This window comes from Rhodococcus aetherivorans, assembly GCF_025722975.1.
Taxonomy (GTDB): domain Bacteria; phylum Actinomycetota; class Actinomycetes; order Mycobacteriales; family Mycobacteriaceae; genus Rhodococcus; species Rhodococcus aetherivorans.
Genome location: NZ_CP106982.1, coordinates 2,104,565 through 2,130,820, shown reverse-complemented (window position 1 = coordinate 2,130,820; position 26,256 = coordinate 2,104,565). Strand labels below are relative to the sequence as shown.

The 26,256-nt window shown below is 69.9% G+C and carries 20 protein-coding genes; 2 read left to right on the top strand and 18 right to left on the bottom strand.

Going from position 1 to position 26,256, the window contains the following annotated elements; translation table 11 throughout:
* Positions 1-37: 37 nt before the first annotated feature.
* From OCS65_RS09880 to OCS65_RS09855, 6 genes are all read right to left on the bottom strand, one after another.
* Complete coding sequence (locus OCS65_RS09880) at positions 38-478, bottom strand: QcrA and Rieske domain-containing protein (RefSeq protein ID WP_050035592.1); 441 nt, start codon at positions 476-478, stop codon at positions 38-40.
* 59 nt (positions 479-537) lie between these two features.
* Entirely contained in the window at positions 538-1,101 is a 564-nt protein-coding gene (locus OCS65_RS09875; protein ID WP_006931273.1) for a DUF6529 family protein, read from the bottom strand.
* A gap of 36 nt (positions 1,102-1,137) precedes the next feature.
* Positions 1,138-1,779: a hypothetical protein gene (locus tag OCS65_RS09870; RefSeq protein WP_050035593.1), complete on the bottom strand. Its 642-nt coding sequence runs from the start codon at positions 1,777-1,779 to the stop codon at positions 1,138-1,140.
* Positions 1,780-1,867: 88 nt separating this feature from the next.
* Positions 1,868-2,356, bottom strand: a complete 489-nt coding sequence (locus tag OCS65_RS09865; protein ID WP_006931276.1) for a QcrA and Rieske domain-containing protein — start codon at positions 2,354-2,356, stop codon at positions 1,868-1,870.
* A gap of 102 nt (positions 2,357-2,458) precedes the next feature.
* Positions 2,459-3,988, bottom strand: coding sequence for a DHA2 family efflux MFS transporter permease subunit (locus OCS65_RS09860; protein WP_043800593.1), 1,530 nt, complete (start codon positions 3,986-3,988; stop codon positions 2,459-2,461).
* A gap of 260 nt (positions 3,989-4,248) precedes the next feature.
* Positions 4,249-5,943: an FAD-dependent oxidoreductase gene (locus OCS65_RS09855; RefSeq protein ID WP_050035595.1), complete on the bottom strand. Its 1,695-nt coding sequence runs from the start codon at positions 5,941-5,943 to the stop codon at positions 4,249-4,251.
* A gap of 155 nt (positions 5,944-6,098) precedes the next feature.
* Between OCS65_RS09855 and OCS65_RS09850 the strand changes: the two genes are divergently transcribed.
* The gene (locus OCS65_RS09850) at positions 6,099-6,899 is read left to right on the top strand and encodes an acyl-[acyl-carrier-protein] thioesterase (RefSeq protein WP_006931283.1); all 801 of its coding nucleotides are present in this window, start codon (positions 6,099-6,101) and stop codon (positions 6,897-6,899) included.
* 23 nt (positions 6,900-6,922) lie between these two features.
* A complete protein-coding gene (locus OCS65_RS09845) occupies positions 6,923-7,414 on the top strand; it encodes a SixA phosphatase family protein (protein WP_006931286.1) in 492 nt (163 codons plus the stop codon).
* Positions 7,415-7,438: 24 nt separating this feature from the next.
* Here the strand turns inward: OCS65_RS09845 and OCS65_RS09840 are convergent, their stop codons facing one another.
* From OCS65_RS09840 to OCS65_RS09785, 12 genes are all read right to left on the bottom strand, one after another.
* Entirely contained in the window at positions 7,439-8,452 is a 1,014-nt protein-coding gene (locus tag OCS65_RS09840; protein WP_231772629.1) for an iron-siderophore ABC transporter substrate-binding protein, read from the bottom strand.
* A 175-nt stretch (positions 8,453-8,627) separates the two neighbouring features.
* Positions 8,628-12,599: a DNA-directed RNA polymerase subunit beta' gene (locus OCS65_RS09835; RefSeq protein ID WP_161995950.1), complete on the bottom strand. Its 3,972-nt coding sequence runs from the start codon at positions 12,597-12,599 to the stop codon at positions 8,628-8,630.
* Positions 12,600-12,710: 111 nt separating this feature from the next.
* Positions 12,711-16,217 (bottom strand): DNA-directed RNA polymerase subunit beta, encoded by a 3,507-nt coding sequence (gene rpoB / locus OCS65_RS09830; protein ID WP_029545057.1) that lies wholly within the window; start codon positions 16,215-16,217, stop codon positions 12,711-12,713.
* 341 nt (positions 16,218-16,558) lie between these two features.
* Positions 16,559-17,476, bottom strand: a complete 918-nt coding sequence (locus OCS65_RS09825; protein ID WP_231772628.1) for a hypothetical protein — start codon at positions 17,474-17,476, stop codon at positions 16,559-16,561.
* 20 nt (positions 17,477-17,496) lie between these two features.
* A complete protein-coding gene (locus OCS65_RS09820; protein WP_050035597.1) occupies positions 17,497-18,090 on the bottom strand; it encodes a hypothetical protein in 594 nt (197 codons plus the stop codon).
* 95 nt (positions 18,091-18,185) lie between these two features.
* On the bottom strand, positions 18,186-19,433 hold the full coding sequence (locus tag OCS65_RS09815) for an MCE family protein (protein WP_050035598.1): 1,248 nt from the start codon (positions 19,431-19,433) through the stop codon (positions 18,186-18,188).
* Positions 19,433-20,713, bottom strand: a complete 1,281-nt coding sequence (locus OCS65_RS09810; protein ID WP_006931303.1) for an MCE family protein — start codon at positions 20,711-20,713, stop codon at positions 19,433-19,435. The genes OCS65_RS09815 and OCS65_RS09810 overlap by 1 nt, the downstream gene beginning before the upstream one ends.
* Positions 20,710-21,960, bottom strand: a complete 1,251-nt coding sequence (locus OCS65_RS09805) for an MCE family protein (protein WP_006931305.1) — start codon at positions 21,958-21,960, stop codon at positions 20,710-20,712. Before OCS65_RS09805 ends, OCS65_RS09810 begins: the two co-directional genes overlap by 4 nt.
* Complete coding sequence (locus OCS65_RS09800) at positions 21,960-22,955, bottom strand: MCE family protein (protein WP_003937627.1); 996 nt, start codon at positions 22,953-22,955, stop codon at positions 21,960-21,962. Before OCS65_RS09800 ends, OCS65_RS09805 begins: the two co-directional genes overlap by 1 nt.
* Entirely contained in the window at positions 22,952-24,031 is a 1,080-nt protein-coding gene (locus OCS65_RS09795) for an MCE family protein (RefSeq protein WP_006931307.1), read from the bottom strand. The genes OCS65_RS09800 and OCS65_RS09795 overlap by 4 nt, the downstream gene beginning before the upstream one ends.
* Positions 24,028-25,395 carry an MCE family protein gene (locus OCS65_RS09790; RefSeq protein ID WP_006931309.1) on the bottom strand — a complete coding sequence of 456 codons (1,368 nt, stop codon included), beginning with the start codon at positions 25,393-25,395 and terminating at the stop codon, positions 24,028-24,030. Before OCS65_RS09790 ends, OCS65_RS09795 begins: the two co-directional genes overlap by 4 nt.
* Positions 25,392-26,252 carry an MlaE family ABC transporter permease gene (locus OCS65_RS09785; protein ID WP_029545068.1) on the bottom strand — a complete coding sequence of 287 codons (861 nt, stop codon included), beginning with the start codon at positions 26,250-26,252 and terminating at the stop codon, positions 25,392-25,394. Before OCS65_RS09785 ends, OCS65_RS09790 begins: the two co-directional genes overlap by 4 nt.
* Positions 26,253-26,256: the final 4 nt, after the last annotated feature.

Here is a 26,256-nt window from a genome sequence, read left to right as displayed (position 1 = left end):
GCCCGATGAGACCGTCGAGGTGGGACGGCGAACCCGGTCAGGCGAGGGTGATCTCGCCGTTCTCGACGGTGACGGCCCTGCTCTCGAGGGGACGCGCGGCGGGCCCGTTCGCGACGGTGCCGTCGAGGTTGAACCGGCTGCCGTGGCAGGGACAGTTGATCGTGCCGTCCTGCACGGCCGCGACGGTGCAGCCCTGATGGGTGCAGATCGCGCTGAACGCGAGCACCTCGCCCGCGGCCGGCTGGGTCACCACGACCTTCTGATCGGGGAAGATCCGTCCCCCGCCCACGGGAATGTCGGCGACGGCCGCGAGGGGCTGTCCCGCGGCCGCGTCGGTGCCGGCGTCCTCCGCCGCGGAGGTCTGCCCGGAGGCCGGCTCGTCGCCGTAGGTGCTGCAGGCCGCCGTGGCGGCGACGGCGGCCATCCCGGCACCCAGGAGCACCGAACGGCGGCTGACGGGAGACTGCTCGAGATCCATTTTCCGGCTCCGATCGTGGGAGGGACAGTAGGGGTGGGAAAGACAGTAGGGGTGGGCCGTCAGAACGTGAGGCCCGTCGTGCGGAAGAAGTACAGCGCCGAGGTCGACCACACGACCACGATCGCCGTGAACAGGGCGCCGCCGGCCACCGGAACCGCCCATCCCGGCAGGCCTCGCCGGCTCAGCAGCAGCATCTTGGCCACGAACGCCCCGTAGAGGAGGCATCCGGCCAGCGAGTGCCACAGCACCCGCGGCTCGCCGGTGCGAAAACCGAGCGCGTACAGGCAGTGCACCGCGACGGGGACGGTGGCCAGCACCGCGAGGCGGCCCGACCACACGTGCAGGGTCCCGATCCAGCTCGGCGCCCGCAGTCCCGGCATCCGTCCGTACATCACGGCCGCCGAGGCGAGCTGAACCAGTGCGAGCACGCCGGCGAGGGTCGCCAGCCAGGCCTTGACGGCGGTCGGACTGGAGAACCCGGCGACGTTGATCGAGAAGAAGGTCGGCTCGTGCACACTGCCGTACACACCGAGCCCGACCGCGACGAGGGCACCCACCAGGAACGCGACCACGACGGGGGCCGTTCGCGGCGGTGCGACGGGATGGACCTGCGGTGTGCTCATCCGTCCTCCTCCCGGTGTCACCGCGCGGTGGCACCGTCAGAATGTGTCACTGCCGGACACCGGGTCGGCGGTCACGACCACCCCGTCGACGACCGCCGTCCCGTCCGGCGCCAGGGCCGGGGCGGGCGCGGTGCCGCCGTCGCCGGCGCGGCGCACACCGGTGACCGTCCCGTCCTGCGTGACGATCCAGCTGGCCCGGACGTCGCCCACGTTCGCGAGGTAGAGGCCGGCCGGGGGTTCGGCCGGCGCGGCGTCGAAGGTCCAGCTCCGGTCACCGAGCCACAGGGTGCCGCGCACCGTCGTGCCGTCGAACTCGCCGTCGAGGCGGGCACCGTCTCGGCCCTCGAGCTCGAGCCTGCCGTCCTCGGCATCGCCGGACAGCCAGGACTCGACTGCACTGCCGTCGCACGCGTACGCGACGGCGTCCTCGCCCTCGACGGCGATCGCGAGCGTGAGGGTTCCGGTGGCGACGGGGATCTGCGCGACGTAGGTGGCCTGCGCGGGGAAGGCCACGGCGGTCGAGGGCGCAGCCGTCGTGGTGGGGGCCGGCGCGGACGTGGCGGCCGGGCCGGGGGCGGGCGTGGGGCCGCCGTCCTCCTTGGAGACGTTGACCGCGAGCAGGACCGCGGCGAGCACCACCACCGCCGCCAACGTGATCAACGGCCCCCTGCGCACCATCGGGTCCCCTCGCCGGTCCGCACTTCAATGATGATGTCGCGGTCGAATCTACTCCGCCGCCGCCCGCCCGCTCAGCGAATCGCCCGCATCAGTCGACGACGACGTCCGCACCGCGGGCCGCGGCCGGACGCGCCTTGAGCGGCTTGCGGGCGGGCCCCTTGCTCACGGTCCCGTCCAGACGGAACCGGCTGCCGTGACAGTCGCAGACGATCTCGTCGGCCTCGACGCCGGTGATGTTGCAGCCCGAGTGGGTGCACAGCGCGACGAACGCCCGGTAGTCCCCGGCGACGGGTTGCGTCACCACGAGACGCTTGTCGGCGAACAGGACGCCGCTGCCCACCGGGATGTCGGCCGCGGCAGCCACGACCGCGGCGTCCGGACCGGGCTCCGGCGGCGTGGTCGGTGCGGCGGAGGTGCCGTCGGCGCCACCCTGATCGGCCTCGGCACCGCACGCGGACAGGACGGCGGCGGCCGCGACCGCACCGGCACCGCCGAAGAGGGCGCGCCGGCACAGACGCGGCTGTCCGGGTGCCTCGTCCGTCGCGGCGGGGCCTCGGTGGGTGGGTTCGATGCTCATTGGGTCGTCCGTTCGGGTCGCCGTCGTGCTGCCGGAACGAGGTTAGCCGCAGACACGGAGAGGGGGCCGCGACGTACGTCACGGCCCCCTCCGGACGGCCGGCTAGTGGACGGCCACCGGCTGCAGTCCCTCCCCGGCCGGATGCTTGACGCGCGTGCGCGGCAGGAACAGCGCCGGGATCACCGCGAGGGCCATGAGGACGGTCGCGACGAGGAACGTGGTCGCGAACGCGTCCGCGAGCGAGGTGAGGATCGACTCCTGCACCGGTGCGGGCAGCTGTTCCAGAGCTGCCGGGTCCATCTGCCCGCCGCCCTCGGGCGCCCCCGCCGGGGTCGCCAGGCGGCTGCTCAGGATCACCGACATGGTCGCGGTGCCCACGGAGCCGGCGGCCTGCTGGACGATGTTCATCAGCGTCGACCCGCGGGCCACGCTCTGATGGGTCAGCGTCTGCAGCGCGGCCGTCATCGTCGGCATCATCGTGGCACCCATGCCCATGCCCATGACGAACAGCGCACCGAGCAGCAGCACGTACGACGTGTCCGTGCCCACCTGCGTGAAGACGGCCATGCCGAGCGTGACGAGGGTCAGGCCGACGAGCACGATCTTCCCGGGTCCGATCCGGTCGACGAGCCGGCCGGCGACCGGCATGGTGAGCATGGCGCCGAGGCCCTGCGGCGCGAGCAGGATGCCCGCCGCCAGGGTCGACTCGCCCCGCACCTGGAGGAAGTAGCTGGGGAACAGCAGTCCTGCGCCGAAGAACGCGATCGCGAACACCGACATGGTGAGCACCGCGAACGTCAGTTGGCGGTTGCGGAACAGGTACAGGTCGATGAGCGGGTTCCGGGCACGCAGGGCGTGGAACACGAACGCGACGATCAGCGCGGCGCCGATCGCGCCCGGCACGAGGACCCGCGTCGCGGCGACGGTGCCGACCTCCGGGATGGACGAGACGCCGAACAGGAACAGCGCCAGGCCCGGCGACAGGAGCGCCATGCCGACGAAGTCGAAGGACTCGGACCGGCTGGGGCGGTCCTTCGGCAGGATCAGCACGGAGGCGACGAGGGCCACGACGCCGATGGGCAGGTTGATCAGGAAGATCCAGTGCCAGCTGGCGGTGTCGATCAGCCAGCCGCCGAGGATCGGGCCCCCGATCGGGCCCAGCAGCATCGGGATGCCGAGCACCGCCATCACGCGGCCGACCCGGTGCGGTCCCGCGGCGTGGGTCATGATCGTCATGCCCAGCGGCATGAGCATGCCGCCGCCCAGGCCCTGCACCACGCGGAACCCGATGAGCGACGTGATGTCCCACGCCATGCTGCACAGCACGGACCCGGCGACGAACAGGACGAGGGCGGCGAGGTACAGCCGTTTGGTGCCGAACCGGTCCGCGGCCCAGCCCGTGAGCGGAATCACGCTGGCCAGCGCCAGCGTGTAGGCGGTCATCGTCCACGCGACGGTCGCGTAGCTGGAGTCGAAGTCCTCCATGAACGTCGGCACGGCGACGGAGACGACCGTCACGTCGAGGATCGACATGATGGCGCCGAGCACCACCACCGACGCGATCTTCAGAACTGCCGCGTCGAGCTTGTCGCTCGCCGGCGCGGCGGCCGGGCCCGCATGGGGGGCTGTCATGGGTCGGTCCTCTCGAGGCGCGATGGCAGGCAGACCTGCCAGGATGGGATCGAGGGGGCCGGGCACCACGTCGTACCGTGCGGCGACGACGATCTCGGCGCGAGCCGCGTGTCACCCTCGACGTGCCCGGCGACCAGCGCGCGCCCCGACAGCGCGGCGGATCGACATCCCGGCCTGCGCTCCCCCGGCGGACGTCGCCGCGGGCGGTGCCGGGCACCGCCGAAAGATACTAGTCCCGACGCAGGCGGAGCCCCAACCGATTATCGGCGCACCAGACGCAGCAGGCTTCGCCCCGGCCGCGGGCGCCCGGCCGCGGTGTCCGTGAGGCGGGCGCGGTCGGTCAGCTTGACGCGCGGCCGGCCGGCGGCGCGGCCGGCCGCCCGCTCGGCCCCGTCGATCTCGTGCCATCCGCTCAGGCCCACCCGGGTGGGCCGCCGCTGCCCGAGCAGGCGATCGAGTTCCCGCCGGCCACCGGCCGGACGCGCGAGCCGGCCGGCGTCGAAGTCGGCGAGCAGGGCCGCGACCGTCTCCTTGGCGCACGCCTTGTTGGTTCCGATCACGCCGCTCGGACCGCGCTTGATCCACCCGGTGACGTACACGCCGGGTCCGGCGGCGGTGACCCGCCCGCCCTCGTTGGGGACGATCCCCCGTCGCTCGTCGAACGGCACTCCCGGGAGGGGGACCCCGCGGTAGCCGATCGAGCGCAGCACCAGCTGCGCGTCGAGGTGCAGGGCCTGCCCGGCGGGCCGGGCGACGAGCGCACCGTCGTCGCCGGCGATCAGGTCGTTGCGTACCGCGCGCAGTCCGGTGACCCGTTCGGTGCCCTCGATCTCGGTGGGCGACACGAGATAGCGGAACACGATGCGCTTGTTCCCCGGCCGGGGCTCGCGGCGCGCGTACTCGCGCGCGAGCCGCATGCGCATCGCGACCGCCGGGTCGGCGGCGGCGAGCGCCGCGCTGGCGGGATCGAGCTCGAGCTCGGTCTCGTCGACGACGACGTCGACGCCGTTCAGATCGCCGAGGGCGAGGAACTCGGGGTTGCTGTAGGCCGCCTGGGCCGGACCCCGGCGGCCCAGCAGGACGACCTCGCGGATGTTGCTCCGGCGCAGCGCCTCGAGGGCGTGATCGGCGATGTCGGTGCGGGCCAGCTCGTCGACGTCCATGGTGAGGATGCGGGCGACGTCGAGGGCGACGTTGCCGTTGCCGACCACGACCGCGCGTTCGCCGGAGAGGTCGAAGACCCGGTCGGCGTAATCGGGGTGACCGTTGTACCAGGCGACGAACTCGGTGGCGGCGTGGCTGCCGGGAAGGTCCTCGCCGGCGATGCCGAGGTTGCGGTCGGCGGACGCCCCGGTCGCGTAGACGACGGCGTGGTGATGGGCGAGCAGCTCGGCGTGGTCGATGTCGCGGCCGACCTCGACGTCGAGGTGCAGGGCGAACGCGTCGCGGCGGAACGACCATTCGAACGACTCGGTGACGGCCTTGGTACCGGGGTGGTCGGGTGCGACACCGCTGCGGACGAGTCCCCAGGGGGTGGGGAGCCGGTCGAACATGTCCACCTCGACGTTCGAGCGCTCGAGCAGTTCCTGCGCGGCGTAACAGGCCGCCGGACCGGCACCGACGACCGCCACGCGCAGGGTGCCCTGCCCCCGCGGCGGGGCCGGGACGGGTGTCAGCGGGATCCAGTTCTCGGGCATCGGGTGCGCCGTGTAGTAGTCGGCGTTGATGTCCTTGAACCGGGCCTGAGCCTCGGTGAGCCGGTCCTCCGGGAAGATCGCCTCGACCGGGCAGGCGTCCGCGCACGCGCCGCAGTCGATGCAGGCCTGCGGGTCGATGTGCAGCATCTCGGTCTGCGCGAACTCCCGCTCCTCGGGCGTGGGATGGATGCAGTTCACCGGGCACACGGCGACGCAGCTCGCGTCGTTGCAGCACGTCTGGGTGATCACATAGGCCATGTCGTGTCCTCGAAGAGCCGGGACCGGATTTCATGTGACATCCGGTAACAGTTAACTCCACTGTAGCCTCGATGTCTCGCCCCTCGCAAGATTCGCTGCAGCCCTGCCCCGCAGCTGTCAGAATCGGCAGGGGCCGACGACGAGCAGGGGGACGAATGGGTTCGGACACGGCCGCGAAACCGGCACCGGAGAAGTCCGCGGCGGAGGACGCGCTGGCGCAGCCCCTCGGGGCCGCGCCCCCGCCCGACGACGCGTTCCGGTCCACGCGCACGGTGCGCACCGGCGACGTCGACAACCGGGAACGGCTCCGTCTCGACGGCGTGGCCCGCTACCTGCAGGACATCGGCACCGACAACCTCGACGCCGTCGACGCCACCGCCACCGACCCGCTGTGGATCGTGCGCCGCACCGTCGTCGACGTGCACCGGCCGGCCCGCTTCCGCGAACAACTCGAACTGCGCCGGTGGTGCGACGCCTTGTCCACGCGATGGGCCAACGTCCGCGTGCGGCTCGACGGCACCGGCGACGCCCTGATCGACACCTCGGCGTTCTGGATCAACATCGGGCCCACCAACGGGATGCCGGCCCGGATCAGCGACCGGCTCTGGGAGCACATGGCCCGCCATGCGGAGGACACCCGGCTGCGATGGCGGGCATGGCTGCCGCCCACGCCGTCCGACGACGCCGACGCCGGCACGGCCTTCCCGCTACGGGCCACCGACATCGACCCGTTCGACCACGTCAACAACGCCGCCTACTGGCACGGCATCGAGGAGCACCTGGCCGGCCGGCCGGAGCTGCAGACCGCGCCGTACCGTGCGGTGATCGAGCACCTTCGGCCGGTCGTCGCCGGCGACGCGCTGGTCCTGCGCGCCCGTCACGAGACCGACGCGCTGACCCTGTGGTTCACGGTCGGCGACGAGGTGCGCGCGGTGGCACGCGTCGGCCGCCGGTGACCCTGACCACCTAGGGTGAACCCATGACCCGCACCCTGATCCTGTTGCGGCACGGGAAGTCCGCGTACCCGGACGGCGTCGCCGATCACGAGCGCCCCCTTGCCCCACGGGGACGACGCGAGGCCGGCCTCGCCGGACGCTGGCTGCGGGCCCACCAGCCCCCGATCGACGCCGTGCTGTGCTCGAGCGCGACGCGCGCCCGCAAGACCCTGGCGGAGGCCGCCGTCGAGGTCCCCACCGAGATCCTCGACGACCTCTACGAGGCCACGCCGGGGAAGATCGTCGACGCGATCCGCCAGGTCCCGGACGACGTGTCGACCCTGCTCGTGGTGGGCCACGAGCCCGTCCTGTCCGCGACGACGCTGCTGCTCTCGGACGACCACGACTCGGACGCCGCCCGTCAGATCATCGAGAAGTTCCCGACCTCCGCGGTGGCGGTGCTGGCGGTGCGGGGGCCGTGGCACGACCTGGGCCCGCGTGGTGCGGCCCTGGTCGACTTCCACATCCCGCGCTGACCGGGACGCCGACCGGGAATCGCCCTACTCGGCCGCGGCGGCGAGCGCCTCGAGATAGGCGTCGATGCCCCACGTCAGCGACAGCACGGTCGGCGGCGACACAGCGGCGATGAGCTCGGTGCCGTTGACCTTCGCGACCCGACCGTCGGTCACCTGCCCCATGGTCCGCGCCCACGGCTGGGCGAGCGTGCGCTCCTGGGCCGCGGCGTCGTCGGCGTAGGAGAGCAGGATGTCGCTGGTGAGCTTGCCGGCTTCCTCGAAGCTGAGGGTGAAGTAGAAGCTGGACTCGTCGGTGCTCAGCTCGGCCACGCTGGGTGCGCTCACCAGACCGAGGTCGGTGAGGAACTCCACGCGCGAGTCGGCCGGCTTGTAGACGTAGAAGGTGTCGCCGGTGTCCCAGACCGCGGCGACGGTCCTGCCCCGCAGCTGCGGATAGGCTGCCGCCTTCTCCGCGATGGTGGCCTCGGTGTCGGCGATCAGCCGGTCCGCCTCGCCGGATCTGCCGAGCGCCTGCCCGACGGTGGCGACGACGTCGCGCCACGGGGTGGCCCACGGCTCGTCCGGGTACGCGACGGTCGGCGCGATCCGGCTCAGCGTCTCGTACTGCTCCCGGGTGAGCCCGGAGTAGTTGGCGAGAATGACGTCCGGCCGCGCCGCCGCGATCTGCTCCACCGGCACGTCCGTGCCGTCGTTCGGCAGGACGGCCGGTGTCTCGGCGCCCAGCTCGGCGAGCCGGTCCCCGATCCACGGCAGCACCCCCTGCGCGTCGCCGCCGTAGGACTGGGCCGGGATGGCAACGGGCACGACGCCGAGCGCGAGCGCGGCGTCGGTGCTGCCGAAGCCCCACGTGACCACCCGCTCGGGTTCGCCGTCGAGCGTCGTGCTGCCGAGGGCGTGTTCGATCGTGACCGGGAACGCGCCTCCGGCCGCGGGCGACGACTCGCCGGCCTCGTCGCTCCCCGACGAGCACGCGGTCAGGACGAACGTGAGAGCGAGTCCGGCTGCGGCGAGCAGCCTCGGGATTCGGGTCGACGGCACAGGCGTTCCCTTCGGGTTGTTAGGAGTGCCTACCCAAACTAGCCGACGACCGGCGCGGCCGTGACGCCCACCCCGGAAACCAGGAAGGCCCCGCCCCCGAAGAGAAGAGGGCGGGACCTTCGTGGCCACGGCAGAGAGCCGGGCCGCAGCCGGTTTCCCGGCCGCGGCGACGGATCTACCGGTAGTCGCTGGAGTAACCGTAATCGTCGAGCGGAACCGCAGCGCCGGTGTTCTGGCCGAAGCCCTCCGGCGAGTAGTACTGATCCTCGTACGACGGGATCGCGTACGCGGCCGCGCGGGCCTCCTCGGTCGGCTGCACCTGGATGTTCCGGTACCGGTTGATGCCGGTGCCGGCCGGGATCAGCTTGCCGATGATCACGTTCTCCTTCAGACCGATCAGCTTGTCCGAGCGGCAGTTGATCGCCGCGTCGGTCAGCACGCGAGTGGTCTCCTGGAACGACGCCGCCGACAGCCACGAATCGGTGGCCAGCGACGCCTTGGTGATACCCATGAGCACGGGACGACCGGCAGCCGGCTCGCCGCCCTCGGCGACGACCCGCCGGTTGGAGGCCTCGAACTCGCTGCGCTCGACCAGCGAACCGGGCAGGAACTCCGTCGAACCCGAGTCGATGATCGTGACGCGACGCAGCATCTGGCGCACGATGACCTCGATGTGCTTGTCGTGGATCGACACACCCTGGCTGCGGTACACCTCCTGAACCTCGTTCACGAGGTGGACCTGCACCTGACGCGGACCCATGACACGCAGCACCTCGTGCGGATCGGCAGCACCCTCGAGGAGCTGCTGACCGACCTCCACGTGGTCGCCGTCGGCGAGGATGCCCTCGGTGCCGTTCGCCTTCCGGATCACGTGCAGACGCTGACGCTTCGACAGCTTGTCGTACACGACCTCCTCGCCGCCGTCGTCCGGGACGATGGTGATCTTGTAGAAGCGGTCGTCGTCCTCGAGGCGCACGCGGCCGGAGACGTCGGCGATGGGCGCCTTGCCCTTCGGGACGCGGGCCTCGAACAGCTCCTGCACTCGCGGCAGACCGCCGGTGATGTCCTCACCGACGCCACCCTGGTGGAAAGTACGCATCGTCAGCTGCGTACCGGGCTCACCGATCGACTGCGCGGCGACGATACCGACGGCCTCGCCGATGTCGACGAGCTTGCCGGTCGCCATCGAGCGGCCGTAGCAGGTGGCGCACACGCCGGTGCCGGTGTCGCAGGTCAGCACGGAGCGGACCTTGACCTTCCGGATGCCGGCGGCCAGCAGGGCCTCGATCGCCGGGTCGCCGAGGTCGCTGCCCCGGGTGACGACGACGTTGCCGTCCGCGTCGACCGCATCGGTGGCCAGCGTACGGGCGTACGTGCTGGTCTCGATGTGGGCGTCGCGCACCAGGCGGCCGGTCTCGTTGCCCGCGCCGTCGCGCTCGGGCTCGGCGATGACCATCTCGATACCGCGCGGGGTGCCGCAGTCGGTCTCGCGGACGATGACGTCCTGCGACACGTCGACCAGACGACGGGTCAGGTAACCCGAGTCGGCGGTACGGAGCGCGGTGTCGGCCAGACCCTTACGGGCACCGTGGGTGTTGATGAAGTACTCGAGCACGGTCAGGCCCTCACGGAACGAGGACTTGATCGGGCGCGGGATGAACTCACCCTTCGGGTTCGTCACCAGACCCTTCATGCCCGCGAGCGAGCGGATCTGGGTCATGTTGCCCGCGGCGCCGGACTTCACGATCGTCGGGATCGGGTTGTCGTCCGGGTAGTGCGCCTCCATGGCCTGACCGACCTCTTCGGTCGCCTCCTGCCACAGCTTGACGAGCGAGTCGCGCCGCTCCTCCTTCGAGAGGGCACCACGAGCGAACTTGCGCTCGAGCTGATCCGCGGACGCCTCGTAGCGCTCGAGGATCTCCTTCTTCTCCGGCGGCACCAGCACGTCGGCCATCGACACGGTGACACCCGAGCGGGTGGCCCAGTAGAAGCCGGCGTCCTTGAGCTTGTCGACGGTCTGCGCGACGACGATCATCGGGTAGCGCTCGGCCAGATCGTTGATGATCGCGGCCTGACGCTTCTTCGGCATGACGTCGTTGACGAAGCCGTAGTTCACCGGCAGCAGCTCGTTGAACAGCACGCGACCGAGCGTGGTCTGCACGGTCCAGCCGTCACCGTAGTTCCAGCCGTCGGGGAACAGCTCGGCCTCGACGTCCTTCGGCGGGCGCTGCCGCGTCAGGCGCACCTTGATCGGGGCCTGCACCGAGAGCACGCCGCGGTCGACGGCCATGATGGCCTCGGCCGGGGACGAGTACACGCCCTGCTCCGGCTCGTCGTCGGTGGCCGACCGGTACGCGCCCGGCGCGTCCTCGACCAGGCGGGTCAGGTGGAACAGACCGGTCACCATGTCCAGACGCGGCATGGCGAGCGGACGACCCGACGCCGGCGACAGGATGTTGTTCGACGACAGCATCAGGACGCGGGCCTCGGCCTGCGCCTCCGCGGACAGCGGCAGGTGCACGGCCATCTGGTCGCCGTCGAAGTCGGCGTTGAACGCCTCACACACGAGCGGGTGCAGCTGGATGGCCTTGCCCTCGACGAGCTGCGGCTCGAACGCCTGGATACCGAGGCGGTGCAGCGTAGGAGCACGGTTGAGCAGCACGGGGTGCTCGTTGATGACCTCTTCGAGGACGTCCCACACCTGCGGGCGCTGCCGCTCGACCATGCGCTTCGCGGACTTGATGTTCTGCGCGTGGTTCAGGTCGACCAGGCGCTTCATCACGAACGGCTTGAACAGCTCGAGCGCCATCAGCTTCGGCAGACCGCACTGGTGCAGCTTGAGCTGCGGGCCGACGACGATGACCGAACGGCCGGAGTAGTCGACGCGCTTGCCGAGCAGGTTCTGACGGAACCGGCCCTGCTTGCCCTTGAGGAGGTCGGACAGCGACTTCAGCGGACGGTTGCCCGGACCGGTGACCGGCCGGCCACGACGGCCGTTGTCGAACAGCGCGTCCACGGACTCCTGCAGCATCCGCTTCTCGTTGTTGACGATGATCTCGGGGGCGCCGAGGTCGATCAGTCGCTTGAGGCGGTTGTTGCGGTTGATGACGCGGCGGTACAGGTCGTTCAGGTCGGAGGTCGCGAAGCGGCCACCGTCGAGCTGCACCATCGGACGCAGCTCCGGCGGGATCACCGGCACCGCATCGAGAACCATGCCCATGGGCGAGTTACCGGACTGCTGGAACGCCGCGACGACCTTCAGTCGCTTCAGGGCGCGCAGCTTCTTCTGGCCCTTGCCGCTGCGGATGGTCTCGCGCAGCGACTCGGCCTCGGCGTCGATATCGAAGTTCTCGATGAGCTTCTGGATCGACTCGGCACCCATCGCGCCGGTGAAGTACTCGCCGTAGCGGTCCTGCAGCTCGCGGTAGAGCAGCTCGTCGACGATCAGGTCCTTCGGCTTGAGCTTGGTGAAGGTGTTCCAGATCTCCTCGAGCCGGTCCAGCTCACGCTGGGCGCGGTCGCGCAGCTGACGCATCTCGCGCTCGCCGCCGTCCTTGACCTTGCGGCGGACGTCGGACTTGGCACCCTCCGCCTCGAGCTCGGCCAGGTCGGCCTCGAGCTTCTGCGCGCGGGCCTCGAGGTCGGCGTCGCGCTGATCGGCGACGGACTTCTTCTCGACCTCCATCTCGGCCTCGAGGGTCGAGAGCTCGTTGTGGCGCAGCTCGTCGTCCACCGCCGTGATGACGTACGCGGCGAAGTAGATGATCTTCTCGAGATCCTTCGGCGCCAGGTCGAGCAGGTAGCCGAGGCGGCTCGGCACACCCTTGAAGTACCAGATGTGCGTGACCGGCGCGGCGAGCTCGATGTGGCCCATGCGCTCACGACGCACCTTGGCTCGAGTGACCTCGACGCCGCAGCGCTCACAGATGATGCCCTTGAAGCGGACACGCTTGTACTTGCCGCAGTAGCACTCCCAGTCCCGGGTGGGGCCGAAGATCTTCTCGCAGAAGAGGCCGTCCTTCTCGGGCTTGAGCGTGCGGTAGTTGATGGTCTCCGGCTTCTTGACCTCGCCGTACGACCAGTTGCGGATGTCCTCCGCAGTGGCCAGGCCGATGCGGAGTTCATCGAAGAAGTTGACGTCGAGCACGTAACTTCCTTTCCCCTTTACGGGTTTTGTTGCTGCTAGTTGTCGCTATCGCTGCCGGGGCCCGATGAGATACGCGCCGGCTGAGCGGGGCGTATCTCATCGGGTCGGCTCCTAGTTCGCGAGGTCGTCGACCGTGGCCGACTCGTTGCGGGAAAGGTTGATGCCCAGGTTGGCCGCCGCCCGCTCGAGGTCCTCGTCGTCGCCGTCGGCCATCGCGATGGCCGCGCCGTCGCTGGACAGCACCTCCACGTTCAGGCACAGCGACTGGAGCTCCTTGAGGAGCACCTTGAAGGACTCGGGGATGCCCGGCTCCGGGATGTTCTCGCCCTTCACGATGGCCTCGTAGACCTTCACGCGGCCCACCACGTCGTCCGACTTGATGGTGAGCAGCTCCTGCAGCGTGTACGCCGCACCGTAGGCCTGCATGGCCCAGCACTCCATCTCACCGAAGCGCTGGCCACCGAACTGCGCCTTACCACCGAGCGGCTGCTGGGTGATCATCGAGTACGGGCCGGTCGAACGCGCGTGGATCTTGTCGTCGACCAGGTGGTGCAGCTTGATGATGTACATGTAGCCGACCGACACCGGGTACGGGAACGGCTCGCCGGAGCGACCGTCGAACAGCGTCGCCTTGCCGTCGGGGCCGACCATGACCTCGCCGTCGCGGTTCGGCAGCGTGGAGCCCAGCAGGCCCGTCAGCTCGTCCTCGCGGGCACCGTCGAACACCGGGGTGGCGATGTTGGTGTTCGGCTCGGCGGCGAGCATGTCGTCGGACAGGTTCTTCGCCCACTCCGGACGCTCGCCGTCCCCGGCCACCTGGACGTTCCAGCCGGCCTTGCCGATCCAGCCGAGATGCGTCTCGAGGATCTGGCCGATGTTCATACGACGCGGAACACCGTGGGTGTTGAGGATGATGTCGACCGGGGTGCCGTCGGGCAGGAACGGCATGTCCTCCTGCGGGAGGATCTTGCCGATGACGCCCTTGTTGCCGTGCCGGCCGGCGAGCTTGTCGCCGTCCTGGATCTTGCGCTTCTGCGCCACGTACACGCGGACCAGCTCGTTGACACCCGGGGGCAGATCGTCGTCGTCCTCGCGCGAGAACACGCGGACGCCGATGACCTTGCCGGTCTCGCCGTGCGGCACCTTCAGCGACGTGTCGCGCACCTCGCGGGCCTTCTCGCCGAAGATCGCGCGCAGCAGCCGCTCCTCGGGGGTCAGCTCGGTCTCGCCCTTCGGGGTGACCTTGCCGACGAGGATGTCGCCGTCGCGCACCTCGGCACCGATGCGCACGATGCCGCGCTCGTCGAGGTCCGCGAGGACCTCGTCGGAGACGTTGGGGATGTCGCGGGTGATCTCCTCGGCACCGAGCTTGGTGTCGCGGGCGTCGATCTCGTGCTCCTCGATGTGGATCGAGGTGAGCACGTCCTCCTCCACGAGGCGCTGCGACAGGATGATCGCGTCCTCGTAGTTGTGGCCTTCCCACGGCATGATCGCCACGAGCAGGTTCTTGCCGAGCGCCATCTCACCGTTCTCGGTGCAGGGGCCGTCGGCGAGGACCTGGCCGGACTCGACGCGCTGGCCCTCGTCCACGATCGGCCGCTGGTTCGAGCAGGTGCCCTGGTTCGAGCGGTCGAACTTGCGCAGCCGGTAGGTGCGACGGGTGCCGTCGTCGGCCATCACGGTGATGAAGTCGGCCGAGACCTCCTCGATCACGCCCGACTTCTCGGTGACGACGACGTCGCCGGCATCGACGGCGGCACGCAGCTCCATGCCGGTACCGACGACCGGGGCCTCGTTGCGCACCAGCGGCACGGCCTGACGCTGCATGTTCGCACCCATGAGGGCACGGTTGGCGTCGTCGTGCTCGAGGAACGGGATCATGGCCGTGGCCACCGACACCATCTGCCGCGGCGAGACGTCCATGTAGTCGACCTCGGTCGCCGCGACGAACTCGACCTCGCCGCCCTTCTTGCGGACGAGGACGCGCTCCTCGGTGAAGCGGCCGTCGGCGTCGACCGGCGAGTTGGCCTGCGCCACGACGTGGCGGTCCTCCTCGTCGGCGGTCAGGTAGTCGACCTGGTCGGTGACGATGCCGCCCTCGACCTTGCGGTACGGGGTCTCGATGAAACCGAACGGGTTGACCCGCGCGTACACCGACAGGGAGCCGATCAGGCCGATGTTCGGGCCTTCCGGCGTCTCGATCGGGCACATGCGGCCGTAGTGCGAGTGGTGGACGTCGCGGACCTCGAGGCCGGCCCGCTCACGGGACAGACCACCGGGGCCGAGCGCCGAGAGGCGGCGCTTGTGGGTCAGGCCCGACAGCGGGTTGTTCTGGTCCATGAACTGCGACAGCTGGGAGGTTCCGAAGAACTCCTTGATCGCGGCCACGACGGGACGGATGTTGATCAGCGTCTGCGGCGTGATGGCCTCGACGTCCTGGGTGGTCATCCGCTCGCGGACGACGCGCTCCATGCGGGACAGGCCGACGCGGATCTGGTTCTGGATGAGCTCGCCGACGGTGCGCAGGCGACGGTTGCCGAAGTGGTCGATGTCGTCGACCTCGACGGGAACCTCGACGCCGCCGGGCGCCGTCATGGTGGTCTCGCTCGCGTGCAGGCGCACCAGGTACTCGATCGTGGCGACGATGTCTTCCTCGGTGAGGGTCGACGCCTCGATCGGCTGGCCGGCGTTCAGGCCCAGCTTCTTGTTGATCTTGTAACGTCCCACGCGCGCCAGGTCGTAGCGCTTGTCCTTGAAGAAGAGGTTCTCCAGCAGGGTCTGCGCGCTCTCCTTGGTGGGCGGCTCGCCCGGGCGCAGCTTGCGGTAGATGTCGAGCAGCGCCTCGTCGGTGCCGGCCGTGTTGTCCTTCTCGAGGGTGGACATCATGATCTCGGAGAAGCCGAAGCGCTCGACGATCTGCTCGTTGGTCCAGCCGAGGGCCTTGAGCAGCACGGTGACCGGCTGGCGGCGCTTGCGGTCGATCCGCACGCCGACGGTGTCGCGCTTGTCGACGTCGAACTCGAGCCACGCGCCGCGGCCCGGGATCACCTTGACGCTGTGCAGGTCCTTCTCGGTGCTCTTGTCGACCGCGCGGTCGAAATACACGCCCGGGGAGCGCACCAGCTGCGAGACGACGACACGCTCGGTGCCGTTGATGATGAAGGTGCCCTTGTCGGTCATCATCGGGAAGTCACCCATGAAGACCGTCTGGCTCTTGATCTCGCCGGTGTTGTTGTTGATGAACTCGGCAGTGACGAACAGCGGCGCCGCGTACGTCATGTCCTTGTCCTTGCACTCCTCGACCGAGGCCTTGACCTCGTCGAAGCGCGGATCGGAGAAGGACAGGGACATCGACCCGGAGAAGTCCTCGATCGGAGAGAGCTCCGCCAGGATCTCCTCGAGGCCACCGACGACGGGGCCGTCACCGCGCTCGGCAGCGAGCGCGCGCCAGCGCTCCGAGCCGATCAGCCATTCGAAGGAATCTGTCTGTAGATCGAGGAGCCCAGGGACTTCGAGAGGTTCGCGAATCTTCGCGAACGACACCCTCTTCGGGGCTCCGGGGATTCCGGCAACTGCCTTGGTCTGGCTAGAGACTGCCAAGATGCGTCCTTCCAGCACCTCACGCGGGCCGCTCCAACCGGTGCGACCGCCGCTGTACCTGCTTCTTCATGTGGGGCGTTATCGCTGGTCGCAACCCGAACGACAACCCCACCACGAAGTCGGCGGAACGAGCCCCGAAGGGCAACGCTCCCGGCGATGCGGTCGAAGGATGGACAGGAGGCAGCCAGCGCAAAGTCCGAACTTACACCCAAAAGTCGCAGATGTCGAGCGACGGCACGAAAAGAAGCGCCCGACCCCGGGCGCCCAGGACGCGTATTCGTGCGTGCGTACCGATAGAGTGACCGCTCACGCCGCCCGCGTCAAGAGCAACCAGGCCGATTGTCCCGTCGGAACGTCCGTCACCGGTCCCGGATCTCGGAGACCAGCCACTTGCCGTCGATCCTCTCCATCCGCACCAGCAGCGGCGCCGACGCACTGCCCTGGGCGACCGCGTCGCCCGTCGCGCTGACGCTGATGAACGCCGCGACCTCGGCGCGGTCGTCGTCGAGCATCGACGCACCGATGTGGTCGATCCGCACCTCCGTCGCGGTGTGCGTCTGCACCGCGGCCTGCTTGGTGACCTCCGCGGTCAGGTCGAACTCCTCCCGCATCGGCGGGGTGAGGACCTCGCGGATCTCGGCGAAGTCCTGCTCGATCGTCTCGTGGTTGTAGCCGTGCATCGTCTCGATCGCATGGCCGGCGGCAGCGGTGACCTCCGCCGTCGCGGCGCTGTCGACCCACGCCTCGTTGCTCACCGTCGCGCCGGGACGGGCGGCAGCGACCGCGGCGAACGCACCGAGTGCGACCGCGGCACCGCCGAGGATCGCCACCGGGCGCCAGCTGCCGCGCGCGACGGTGCCGCCGGGCTGCTCCCCCGGCTCCCGCTCCGCTCCGGCGTCCTCGACCGGTGCCGGCGTGCGCAGGCCGGGAGCGCTCTTGCGGGCCGTCTCGGACCCGGAAGCCGTGGGGGCTTTCCCGGCCGGCTCCACCGGGGCCGGTGTGGGCGCCTGCGGCGCGGTGGTCGCGGACGGCTCGGACCCGGTCGTCGCGGGCCCGGTGGTCGCGGGCCCGGTCGTCGCGGACTCGGTCGTCGCGGGCTCGATCGTCGCGGGCTCGGTCGTCGCGGGCTCGGTCGTCGCGGGCTCGGTCGTCGCGGGCTCGGGGGTCTCGGGGCGGGCGGCACCGCCCGGGGCCGGGGTCCGGCCCGTTCCCGCGATCTTGGGCCGCCGGCCCCTCGGGGGACCCATCGGATTGGGCTTGCGACGCTGCGGGGGCACTACACACTCTCCTTCATGGCTCACTCGCCTCCGGCGGATCCGGGATCGGCCGGTGCGGGCGCAGGATCGCCCGGCACGGGCGCGGGATCGGCCGGCGGCGCGGGTTGCTGCGCTCCTTCCACGGGCCCGCCGCCGAGCTGCACCGAGTCCAGCGGCTGGATCGTCTCCGCCTTCCAGATGTCGCCGTCCTTGCGCATCGCCACGTTCACGGTGACCTTGTTCTCGACGAAGTTGTCGGGCCAGGTGGTCTTCACCGCCAGGACGATCAGGGCGTTCGCCGTGTTCGCGTCCGTGTCCAGCGCCGTCAGGGAGCCGAACAGCACGTTCGCCGACATGCCCGTGCCCGTCTGTGCCACCTGCTGACGGATCTGCTGCTCCGTCGCGGCCAGGTCGCTGTTCAGGGCCTCACCGGTGATCGACGAACGCATGTTCTCGATCGACCGGTCGACGTCGGCGGCGTCGACGCTGTTGAGGTTGATCGCGGCCTGCATCGCCCCGGACAGGGCGGCGTCCCGCGCATCGGCCGTCGGGCGGTCGGCGAGCAGGGCCCGCCCCCATCCGAAGCCGAACCAGGCGGCCGCCACGAGGGCGATCACCGCCAGCACGCTCACCACTGCCAGGACGATCCTGCGTATCTTGTCGCCGCCCGCCCCCGCCGTCTGCGGGGGACGGGACGTCGTGTCTGCGGTCACTGCACCAACCTACTTACCTACTTCGGGGTGACTCCGAGCAACGGCGCGAGCTGCGTCGCGATCGGATTCAGATTGAGCTTGTCCGGATCCTGCTTCGGCGTGAAGTCCCACGGCTGGATCGTCGCCGGGTCGGCGAACACGATCCGGTTCGCGCTCCGCACGCCGGTGACGCTGCCCTGCGGGGCCTCACAGGACGCCTCCGTGTTGAACGGAAAGTCCTGTTGGGTGTCGTCGAAGTTGGGATCCCGGCGCTGCATCTCGTCGAGGATCGCCTGAGTGCCCTCGTACCCGAGGGTGCACGACGGCGGGTTGTTCGTCTCGAGCAGGATGCCCTGCCGGACCGTGCCGTCGCCGGGCGCCACCGTCCCGGCGCTGGCCGCCACGGCCGGCAGGAACGCGAGCAGCGGCTGCAACGCGACGGCCTGCGGGCCGAGCTTGTCGCCGAGCAGCGCCAGGTTCGTCAGGTTCGCCGTCAGGCCGGGGCCCGAATCCGCGACCAGCTGCGTGAGCTCCTCGCTCGCCGCCGTCCCGGTCTCGAGGAGGCGACGGACGTCCGGGTCGCTGTCGCGCAGCTGCGCGGTCACCAGGTCCAGATCCGCGCTGAACTGCCGGATCGCCGACGCCTGCACCGACTGGGTGTCGAGCACCGTTTGGCTGTCGCGGATCAGCGACACCGTCTGCGGCAGGTACTGCACTCCGGCGTCGCTGAGCTGGGCCAGGGAGTCCACGAGGGTCTGCAGCTGGCCACCGCGGCCGTCGAACGCCGCCCCCAGCTCGGTCACCACCGTGCGCAGCGAGTCCACCGGCACCGACCGGACGAGCGCGTTCGTGCTCACCAGCAGGTCCTGCACGGGCACGGGCACGTCGGTGGCTTCCTGGCCGATGACCGATCCCGCTTCGAGGTAGGGGCCCTCGTCGGTATCCGGTTGCAGATCGACGTACTGCTCGCCGATCGCCGACCGGTTCGCCACCACGGCACGGGTGGACGCGGGGATCTGCGGCCCGCCGTTGTCGAGGAGCAGCGTGACGTCGATGCCGTCCTCGGTCAGGCCGAGCTCGCCGACCCGCCCCACCGGCACGCCCCGGTAGGTGACCTCGGCGTTGGTGAAGATGCCGCCCGAATCGGCGAACCGTGCGTGGACGGTGTACTGCCCGAACCCGAGCAGGTTGTCGAGGCGGACGTACCGCGCGCCGACGAACACCACCCCGAGCAGCGCGATCACCACGAACGCGACCAGCTGTATCCGCAGCATTCGCGATCTCATCATCGCCCTCCCCCGACTCCGAGCTGGTTCAACAGGCCCTCCAGCGGATTGGCCGGCGCCGGGTCGTCGCCGGTGTCCGCCGCCGCGGCCGGCTGACCGGGCAGCGTCACCCCCGGCGGCAGTTCGAGTCCCACGGGCAGCTTCGGCGCCGGCAGCACCGGCAGCAGCGAGACCGTCGGCCAGCCCGGCCTCGGCCCGTTGCCGTTGTAGTACGGGTTCGACGGATCCACGACGGGCTTGGGCTCGCCGAACTTCGGCTGCCGGTAGACCGGCTCGCCCTGACCGACGCCGAGCGAGGCCAGCGCGTCCCCGATCTGCAGGTCCACGGCGAGGAACAGGTTGACCGAGCCACCGAGGGCGATCTTCTCGACCCCGTCGGGGAACGGCACCGTCGGGATGAACGGCAGCGCCTTCACCAGATCGTCGCCGGAAGCGGCGAGCTGCTGCAGGGTGGGGCGCAGGGCCAGCAGGTCGGCGATGAGGTCCTCCTTGGACTGGTCGAGCACGTCGGTGCCCACCGTCCCCAGGCGGTCGAGCTGACCGAGCAGTTCGGTCAGCTGGGGCCGCTGCTGTTCGAGCACCGCGGTGGCCACCGGCAGGTCGTCGAGGATCGCCGCGATGCGGTCGTTCTGTTCCGCGACCCGGACGGTGAGCACATCGAGGCCGTCGAGGGCGCGGGTGATGTCGTCGCGCTGCTGGTTGAGACCGTCGATGAGCCGATCCGCCTGTTGCAGAAGGCTCTTCGTGGTGCCTTCCCGGCCCTCGAACGCGGTGGACAGCTCCTCGACCACCGGCTGCAGCTGGCCGACGCCGCCGCCGTTGAGCAGCAGCGAGAGGGCGCCGAGCACGGGCTCGAGTTCCGTGGCGTGCCGGGTCCGGTCCAGCGGAATGACGTCGCCGTCGGCGAGCAGTTCGCGCGACGGGTCGCTCGGCGGCGGACTGAGCTGGACGAACTTCTCGCCCAGCAGACTGGTCTGTTCCACCGCGGCATACGCGTTGGCCGGCAGCTCCACTGCCGAGTCGACCACGATCCCGACGTCGGCGGTCCACCCGTCGGGACCGACGGAGACCGTCTCCACCCGGCCGACGGGCACGCCGTCCACCTTGACGGTGGACTGCGGCACGAGGTCGAGCACGTCGTCGAACTGCACGGTCACGTGGATCGGGTCGGACCCGACGTCCGCACCACCGGGCAGGGGGAGGCTCGCGGCCCCGCCGCACCCCGACACCGCCAGGGCCGTCACGCAGGCCCCGGCACCGAGAATCGCCGAGCGTCTCACTGTCCGCCCCTCTCCAGGTCCAGGCGCGGTGACTCGACACCGGGCACCGTGCCGGGAACCACCCGGCGCTGGATGTTCTCGCCGCTCAGGACGCCGAACGGCAGGATCAGATCCGGCGTCCGGACGTCGTTGGTGATCTGCTCGGCGAGGCCGGAACACTGATCGATCAGCGGCTGCATCTGCCGGCCGAGCTGCTCGAACCTCGGGTCACCCGGCACGAGCCGACCGAGGTCGATGAGCTTGCACATCACGCCCGCCGGATCCTGCAGATCGGTCACCACCAGGCGGGAGGCGAGCGACCCGGACTCCGCGTCGTAGGAGTTGACGAGGTTGCTCACCGCCAGGGGCAGCAGGGTCAGCGAGTTCACCAGTGAATCCCGGTTGGCGGCAAGGTTGTTCGTCACCGGGACCAGAGCGTCCACGTTGTCCTTCAACGCCGCCTGATTGTCGTTGACGAACTGCGCGACCACCCCGAGCGACTCCGACAGCTGGTTCAGCGCGAGCCCGAGATTCTCCCGCTCGCCGGCCAGATAGCCCGACAGGTCCGACAACTGCGCGTTGAACTCGCGCACCTGCTGATCGTTGGCCGCCAGCGCGGACACGAAGATCTGCAGGTTCTCGATGGTGCCGAACAGGTCGCCGCGCGACTCGTTGAGCGTGCGCGACGCGGCGGAGAGCTGCTCGATGGTCTGGCCGAGCGCGGCACCGTTGCCTTCGAGATTCTCGGCGCCGGTCTCCACGAAGCGCGTCAGGGCGCCGTCCTTGTTGGCACCCTCGGGACCGAGCGCCCGCGACAGCTCGTCGACGCTGGCGTACAGCTGGTCCACCTCCACCGGGGTGGCGGTCCGTTCCCGCGGGATGACGGCGCCGTCGGCCATCGTCTCGCCGCCGGTGTACACCGGGGCGAGCTGCACGTAGCGGTCCGCGACGACCGACGGGGTGATCTGCACGGCCTTGGCGTCGGCGGGGATGTCGACGCCGCGGTCGACCCGCATGTCCACCCGCACCTGGTCCCCTTCGGGGACGACCGCGGTGACCTTGCCGACCTCGACGCCGAGGACCCGGACACCGGACCCCTCGTACACCCCGACGGCCTTGTCGAAGTAGGCCGTGATCTCGGTGGTTCCCATGCGGTTGAAGACCCACCACAGCACACCGGCGATCAGTACCACGGCCGCGGTGATCGCGGCGATCAGCAGCACCATCGGGCCGCGCCGTGAGCCGCCACCGGACTCGGCATGCGACATCAGTTCTCTCCCAACGTGCGAACCGGATCGCGGTATCCGGGGATCTCCGGCAATCCGGGCGGAATGAGGTTCACGACGACCTGGTCGAACCAGCGGCCGTTGCCGACGACATTCGAGTACAGCCGGACGAACGGCTCGTACAGCTTCATCGCGCGGTCCAGATCGTCGTTGCGGTCCTGCAGGATCTGCACCACTCCCCGGAGCTGGTCGAGCGCCGGGCCGATCGTCGCCTCGTTGTCGCGGACCAGACCGGTCAGCTCGGCAGACAGCCGCTGCGTGCCCGTCAGCAGCTGCGAGATGGCCTGCTGCCGGTTGTTGAGTTCTGCGATCAGCAGGGCGCCGTCGCTGATCAGCCGGTTGAACTCCGCGTTGCGGTCGGCGAGGATCTGCGAGGTCCGGCCGGTCGCCTCGAGCAGCCGTTTGAGCTCCTGGTCCCGGCTCGCAACGGTCTGCGAGAGCCGGGTGACTCCGTCGAGCGAGGCCCGGATGTCGTCCGGTGTCTGCGAGAACGCCTCCGAGAGCGTGTCGAAGCTCGTGGCCAGCTGTTCCGAGTCGATCTCGCCCAGGGTGGTGGCCGCGGACGAGAACGCCTCGATCACGTCGTACGGGGCTACGGTGCGCGACAACGGGATCCGATCATCCGGGTCGAGCACCTCGGTGCCCCGCGGCTCGAGGGCGAGGTACTTCTGGCCGAGGATCGTCTTGATCTGGATCGAGGCCGAGGTGTCGTTGCCGAGCCAGGCGTCCTTGACCTTGAACGACACGAGCACCCGGTCCCCGTCGAGCTCGATGTCGGTGACCTGACCGACCTTGACTCCGGCGATGCGCACCTCGTTGGTGGGCTTGAGGCCGGCCGCCTCGGTGAACTCCGCGCGGTAGGTGGCGCCGGCCCCGATGATCGGCAGCGAATCCAGGAAGAACGCCGACAGGGTGGCCAGCAGGACCACGAGAATCCCGAGGGCGCCGGACACGGCCGGACTGCGACGTCTGCTCATCGTCCCTGCAACTCCTGCATCCCGTCCTGCGTGCACCGCTTGGCGGCGTTGGTGTAGATCGGCTGGTTCACCGTGGGCAGGCCGGTCGGCAGGTTCAGGTACGGAACCGAACCCGGGCCGGCGATCACGTCGATGCCGCACAGGTAGAACTGGAACCACGACCCGTAGCTCGCGACCCGGCCCAGCTTCTCGAGCTTGACCGGAAGGGTGGCGAGGACCTCGTCGACCGCGTCGCGGTTGCTGTTCAGGTTCGCCCCGAGCTGCTGCACCGCCGTGACGGAGCCGGCGATGGCCGGCCGGGTCGGCTCGAGCAGATCGGCCGTCGCGTCCGTCAGCCCGGCCAGCGACTGCACGGCCGCACCCACCGTGTCGCGGTCGGCGGCCAGCCCGCTGACCAGCGCCTGCGTGTTGACGAGCAACGAGTCGAGCTGATCGTCCCGCTCGTTGATGTTGGTGAGCACCGAGTTCAGGTTGTCGATGACCGCACCGATGACCCGGTCCTTGTCGGCGATCGTGTTGGTCAGGCTCGCCGTCGTGCGCACCAGGTCGTCGATGGTTCCGGCCTCGCCCTGGAACACCTGGACTATCTGCGACGACAGCGTGTTGACGTCCTCGGCGCTCAGGGTCTGGAACAGGGGCCGGAACCCGTTGAACAGGGTGGTCAGGTTCACGGCCGGCTTGGTGCGCTCCAGCGGGATGGTGTCGCCGCCGGTCAGCTTCATCCCCTGCATGCCCTCGCCCTGGTCGAGGGCGATGTAGCGCTGGCCGACGAGCGTCCGGTAGCGGATCGTCGCGGTCGTCGCGGCGGGCAGCCAGTCCCGGTCGGACATCGAGAACGTCACGCGCGCCTCGCGCCGGTCGACGATCTCGATCTTCTCGACCTGGCCGACGCGGACGCCGGCGATTCGGATGTCGTCGCCCTCGTTGAGCGACGTCACGTCCGTGAAGATCGCGTGGAATTTCGTGCCTCCGCCGCCGCCGAGGCTCGCGATGGTCGCCGCGAGCATTCCGGTGGCGAGGATCGTGACCACGGCGAAGACGATCAGCTTGATCAGCGGTGCTGCCAGGCCTCTCATCGGAAGCTCACCTCCGTTCCACGCAGTGCGGGCGCGCCCAGGCGCGTCGTCCAGGTCGGCACGTCCTCGGGCGCGATGCCCGTCGCCTCCGCGTACACGACGCCGAGGGCGTCCTGCTCGGCCCGCGACCCGGTGTACGAGACCTGCGTCGTCGCCGGGGTCGTCCCGATCAGCTCGCCGACGTCGTCCGGCACCCCGGACCCCTCGGGGGCCGGGAAGTACGACATGGTCTCCGGGCCCGGGTTGCGGGACGGCACCTGGTAGGAGCCGTCGTTGATCGAACCGCCGGGGTACTGCGGGAAGAACCGGCCCGGGGCCGTGACGTTGTCGTAGCAGGTGGGGCCGCGGACGTCGAGCAGGCGCGGCTCGTCCTGGTTCGGCAGGTACCGGCCCTTCGGATTGACGAACTGGACGCTCGCCCGCACGCCGGGGAACGGGTCGTCGGCCGCGAGCACCCCCGCAGCCGCGGGTGCCGCGTCGGCGAAGCCCTTCAGCATGCACGGGTACGACGGCGAGTACCGGGCCAGCAACTGCAGGGCCTGCTTGGAGTCGGCGGCGATGCTGATGATCGACCCGGCGTTCTGCTCGAGCAGCCCGGCGGTCGCCGACGACGCCCCCGTCGCCGTGACCAGCAGAGTCTCGAGCTGGTTCTCCTGTTCCACCACGGTGTTGCCGGTGGTGCGCAGGTTGTCGAGGGCGCTGATCAGATCGGGCGCGGCGTCGGAGTAGGTCTGGGAGAAGTCCGCGAGCCCGCGCAGGTCCTCCTGCACGGCCGGGAGCTCCACGTTCACCTCGCGGAACACCTGCTCGAGCCGGTCCACGGTCTGCCCGAGGGTCTCGCCGCGGCCGCTCAGGCCCTGGGCCAGGGCGCCGAGGGTGTTCGCGAGATCCTGCGGTGGGATGGCCTCGAGCAGGGGCAGCAGCCCGTCGAGCACCTCGCCGAGTTCGACGGTCTCGGCGCTCGTGTCCTGCATCAGGGTGTCCCCCGCCTGGATCGGGCGCGCCGGCCGGTCCGGGAGGATCAGCGAGACGTAACGCTCCCCGAACAACGTCTTCGGCAGCAGCTGTGCGGTCGCGTTCGCGGGGATCAGGCCGGCCTTGTCCGGTTCGAGCGCGAGATGTGCGGTCACCGTCCCGCTCTCGGCCGACGTGCCGCGGACCTCGCCGACGATCAGTCCGCGCACCTTCACGTCCGCGTTCATCGGCAGCGCGTTGCCGACCTCGTCGGTCACGAGGTCCACCTCGACGACCTTCTTGAACGTCTTGTTGTACATCGCGATGGTGACGAACAGGAACAGACCCAGCACGACGAAGAACAGCAGGCCGAGAACCCTCCGCTTGAGGGTCGAGGGAGTCGGGTTCATCCGGCCACCCTCACGGTCGTGGTGGTGCCCCAGATGGCGAGGCTGAGGAAGAAGTCGAGCACGGCGATCGTGACGATCGCGGTGCGCACTGCACGGCCGACGGCCACGCCGACGCCCGCGGGTCCCCCGCTGGCGTTGAAGCCGTAGTAGCAGTGGATGAGGATCAGGAAGAAGGCGAAGACGAGGACCTTCCCGAAGGAGTACAGCACGTCCTCGGGCGGCAGGAACAGATTGAAGTAGTGGTCGTACGAACCCGACGACTGCCCGTTGAACAGGGTGCTGATCACGCGTGTCGCGAGGTACGCGGCGAGCAGGCCGATGATGTACAGCGGGATGACGGCGACGAAACCGGCGATCATCCGGGAGGTGACGAGGAACGGCACCGACGGCACCGCCATCACCTCGAGCGCGTCGATCTCCTCGCTGATCCGCATCGCACCGAGCTGGGCGGTGAAGCCACAGCCCACCGTCGCCGACAGCGCCAGGGCCGCGACGATCGGGGCGAGTTCACGCGTGTTGACGTACGCCGACAGGAAGCCGGTGAGCACCGAGGAGCCGAGCTGCTCGAGGGCGGCGTAGCCCTGCAGACCCACGACGACGCCGGTGAAACCGGACATCATGGCGATGACACCGATGGTGCCGCCGATGACGGCGAGCGCGCCGCTGCCGAAGGTGACCTCGGCGAGCAGCCGCAGCACCTCCTTGCGGTAGTGGACGAGGGTGCGCGGGGTCCACGCGATGGCCCGCGCGTAGAACGACATCTGGTCGCCTGCCCGATCCAGCATGTCGAGAGGAGCGCGCACGATTCTGCGCCCGCGGAGCCAGATGACGTCTCCGCGGCCCTTTGCGATTGTCATCGAG

Bases quoted from the DNA above. Each gene is read 5' to 3' on its own strand.
- OCS65_RS09880 (WP_050035592.1), bottom strand. From the start codon at position 478: ATGGATCTCGAGCAGTCTCCCGTCAGCCGCCGTTCGGTGCTCCTGGGT.
- OCS65_RS09875 (WP_006931273.1), bottom strand. From the start codon at position 1,101: ATGAGCACACCGCAGGTCCATCCCGTCGCACCGCCGCGAACGGCCCCC.
- OCS65_RS09870 (WP_050035593.1), bottom strand. From the start codon at position 1,779: ATGGTGCGCAGGGGGCCGTTGATCACGTTGGCGGCGGTGGTGGTGCTC.
- OCS65_RS09865 (WP_006931276.1), bottom strand. From the start codon at position 2,356: ATGAGCATCGAACCCACCCACCGAGGCCCCGCCGCGACGGACGAGGCA.
- OCS65_RS09860 (WP_043800593.1), bottom strand. From the start codon at position 3,988: ATGACAGCCCCCCATGCGGGCCCGGCCGCCGCGCCGGCGAGCGACAAG.
- OCS65_RS09855 (WP_050035595.1), bottom strand. From the start codon at position 5,943: ATGGCCTATGTGATCACCCAGACGTGCTGCAACGACGCGAGCTGCGTC.
- OCS65_RS09850 (WP_006931283.1), top strand. From the start codon at position 6,099: ATGGGTTCGGACACGGCCGCGAAACCGGCACCGGAGAAGTCCGCGGCG.
- OCS65_RS09845 (WP_006931286.1), top strand. From the start codon at position 6,923: ATGACCCGCACCCTGATCCTGTTGCGGCACGGGAAGTCCGCGTACCCG.
- OCS65_RS09815 (WP_050035598.1), bottom strand. From the start codon at position 19,433: ATGAGATCGCGAATGCTGCGGATACAGCTGGTCGCGTTCGTGGTGATC.
- OCS65_RS09805 (WP_006931305.1), bottom strand. From the start codon at position 21,960: ATGTCGCATGCCGAGTCCGGTGGCGGCTCACGGCGCGGCCCGATGGTG.
- OCS65_RS09800 (WP_003937627.1), bottom strand. From the start codon at position 22,955: ATGAGCAGACGTCGCAGTCCGGCCGTGTCCGGCGCCCTCGGGATTCTC.
- OCS65_RS09795 (WP_006931307.1), bottom strand. From the start codon at position 24,031: ATGAGAGGCCTGGCAGCACCGCTGATCAAGCTGATCGTCTTCGCCGTG.
- OCS65_RS09790 (WP_006931309.1), bottom strand. From the start codon at position 25,395: ATGAACCCGACTCCCTCGACCCTCAAGCGGAGGGTTCTCGGCCTGCTG.
- OCS65_RS09785 (WP_029545068.1), bottom strand. From the start codon at position 26,252: ATGACAATCGCAAAGGGCCGCGGAGACGTCATCTGGCTCCGCGGGCGC.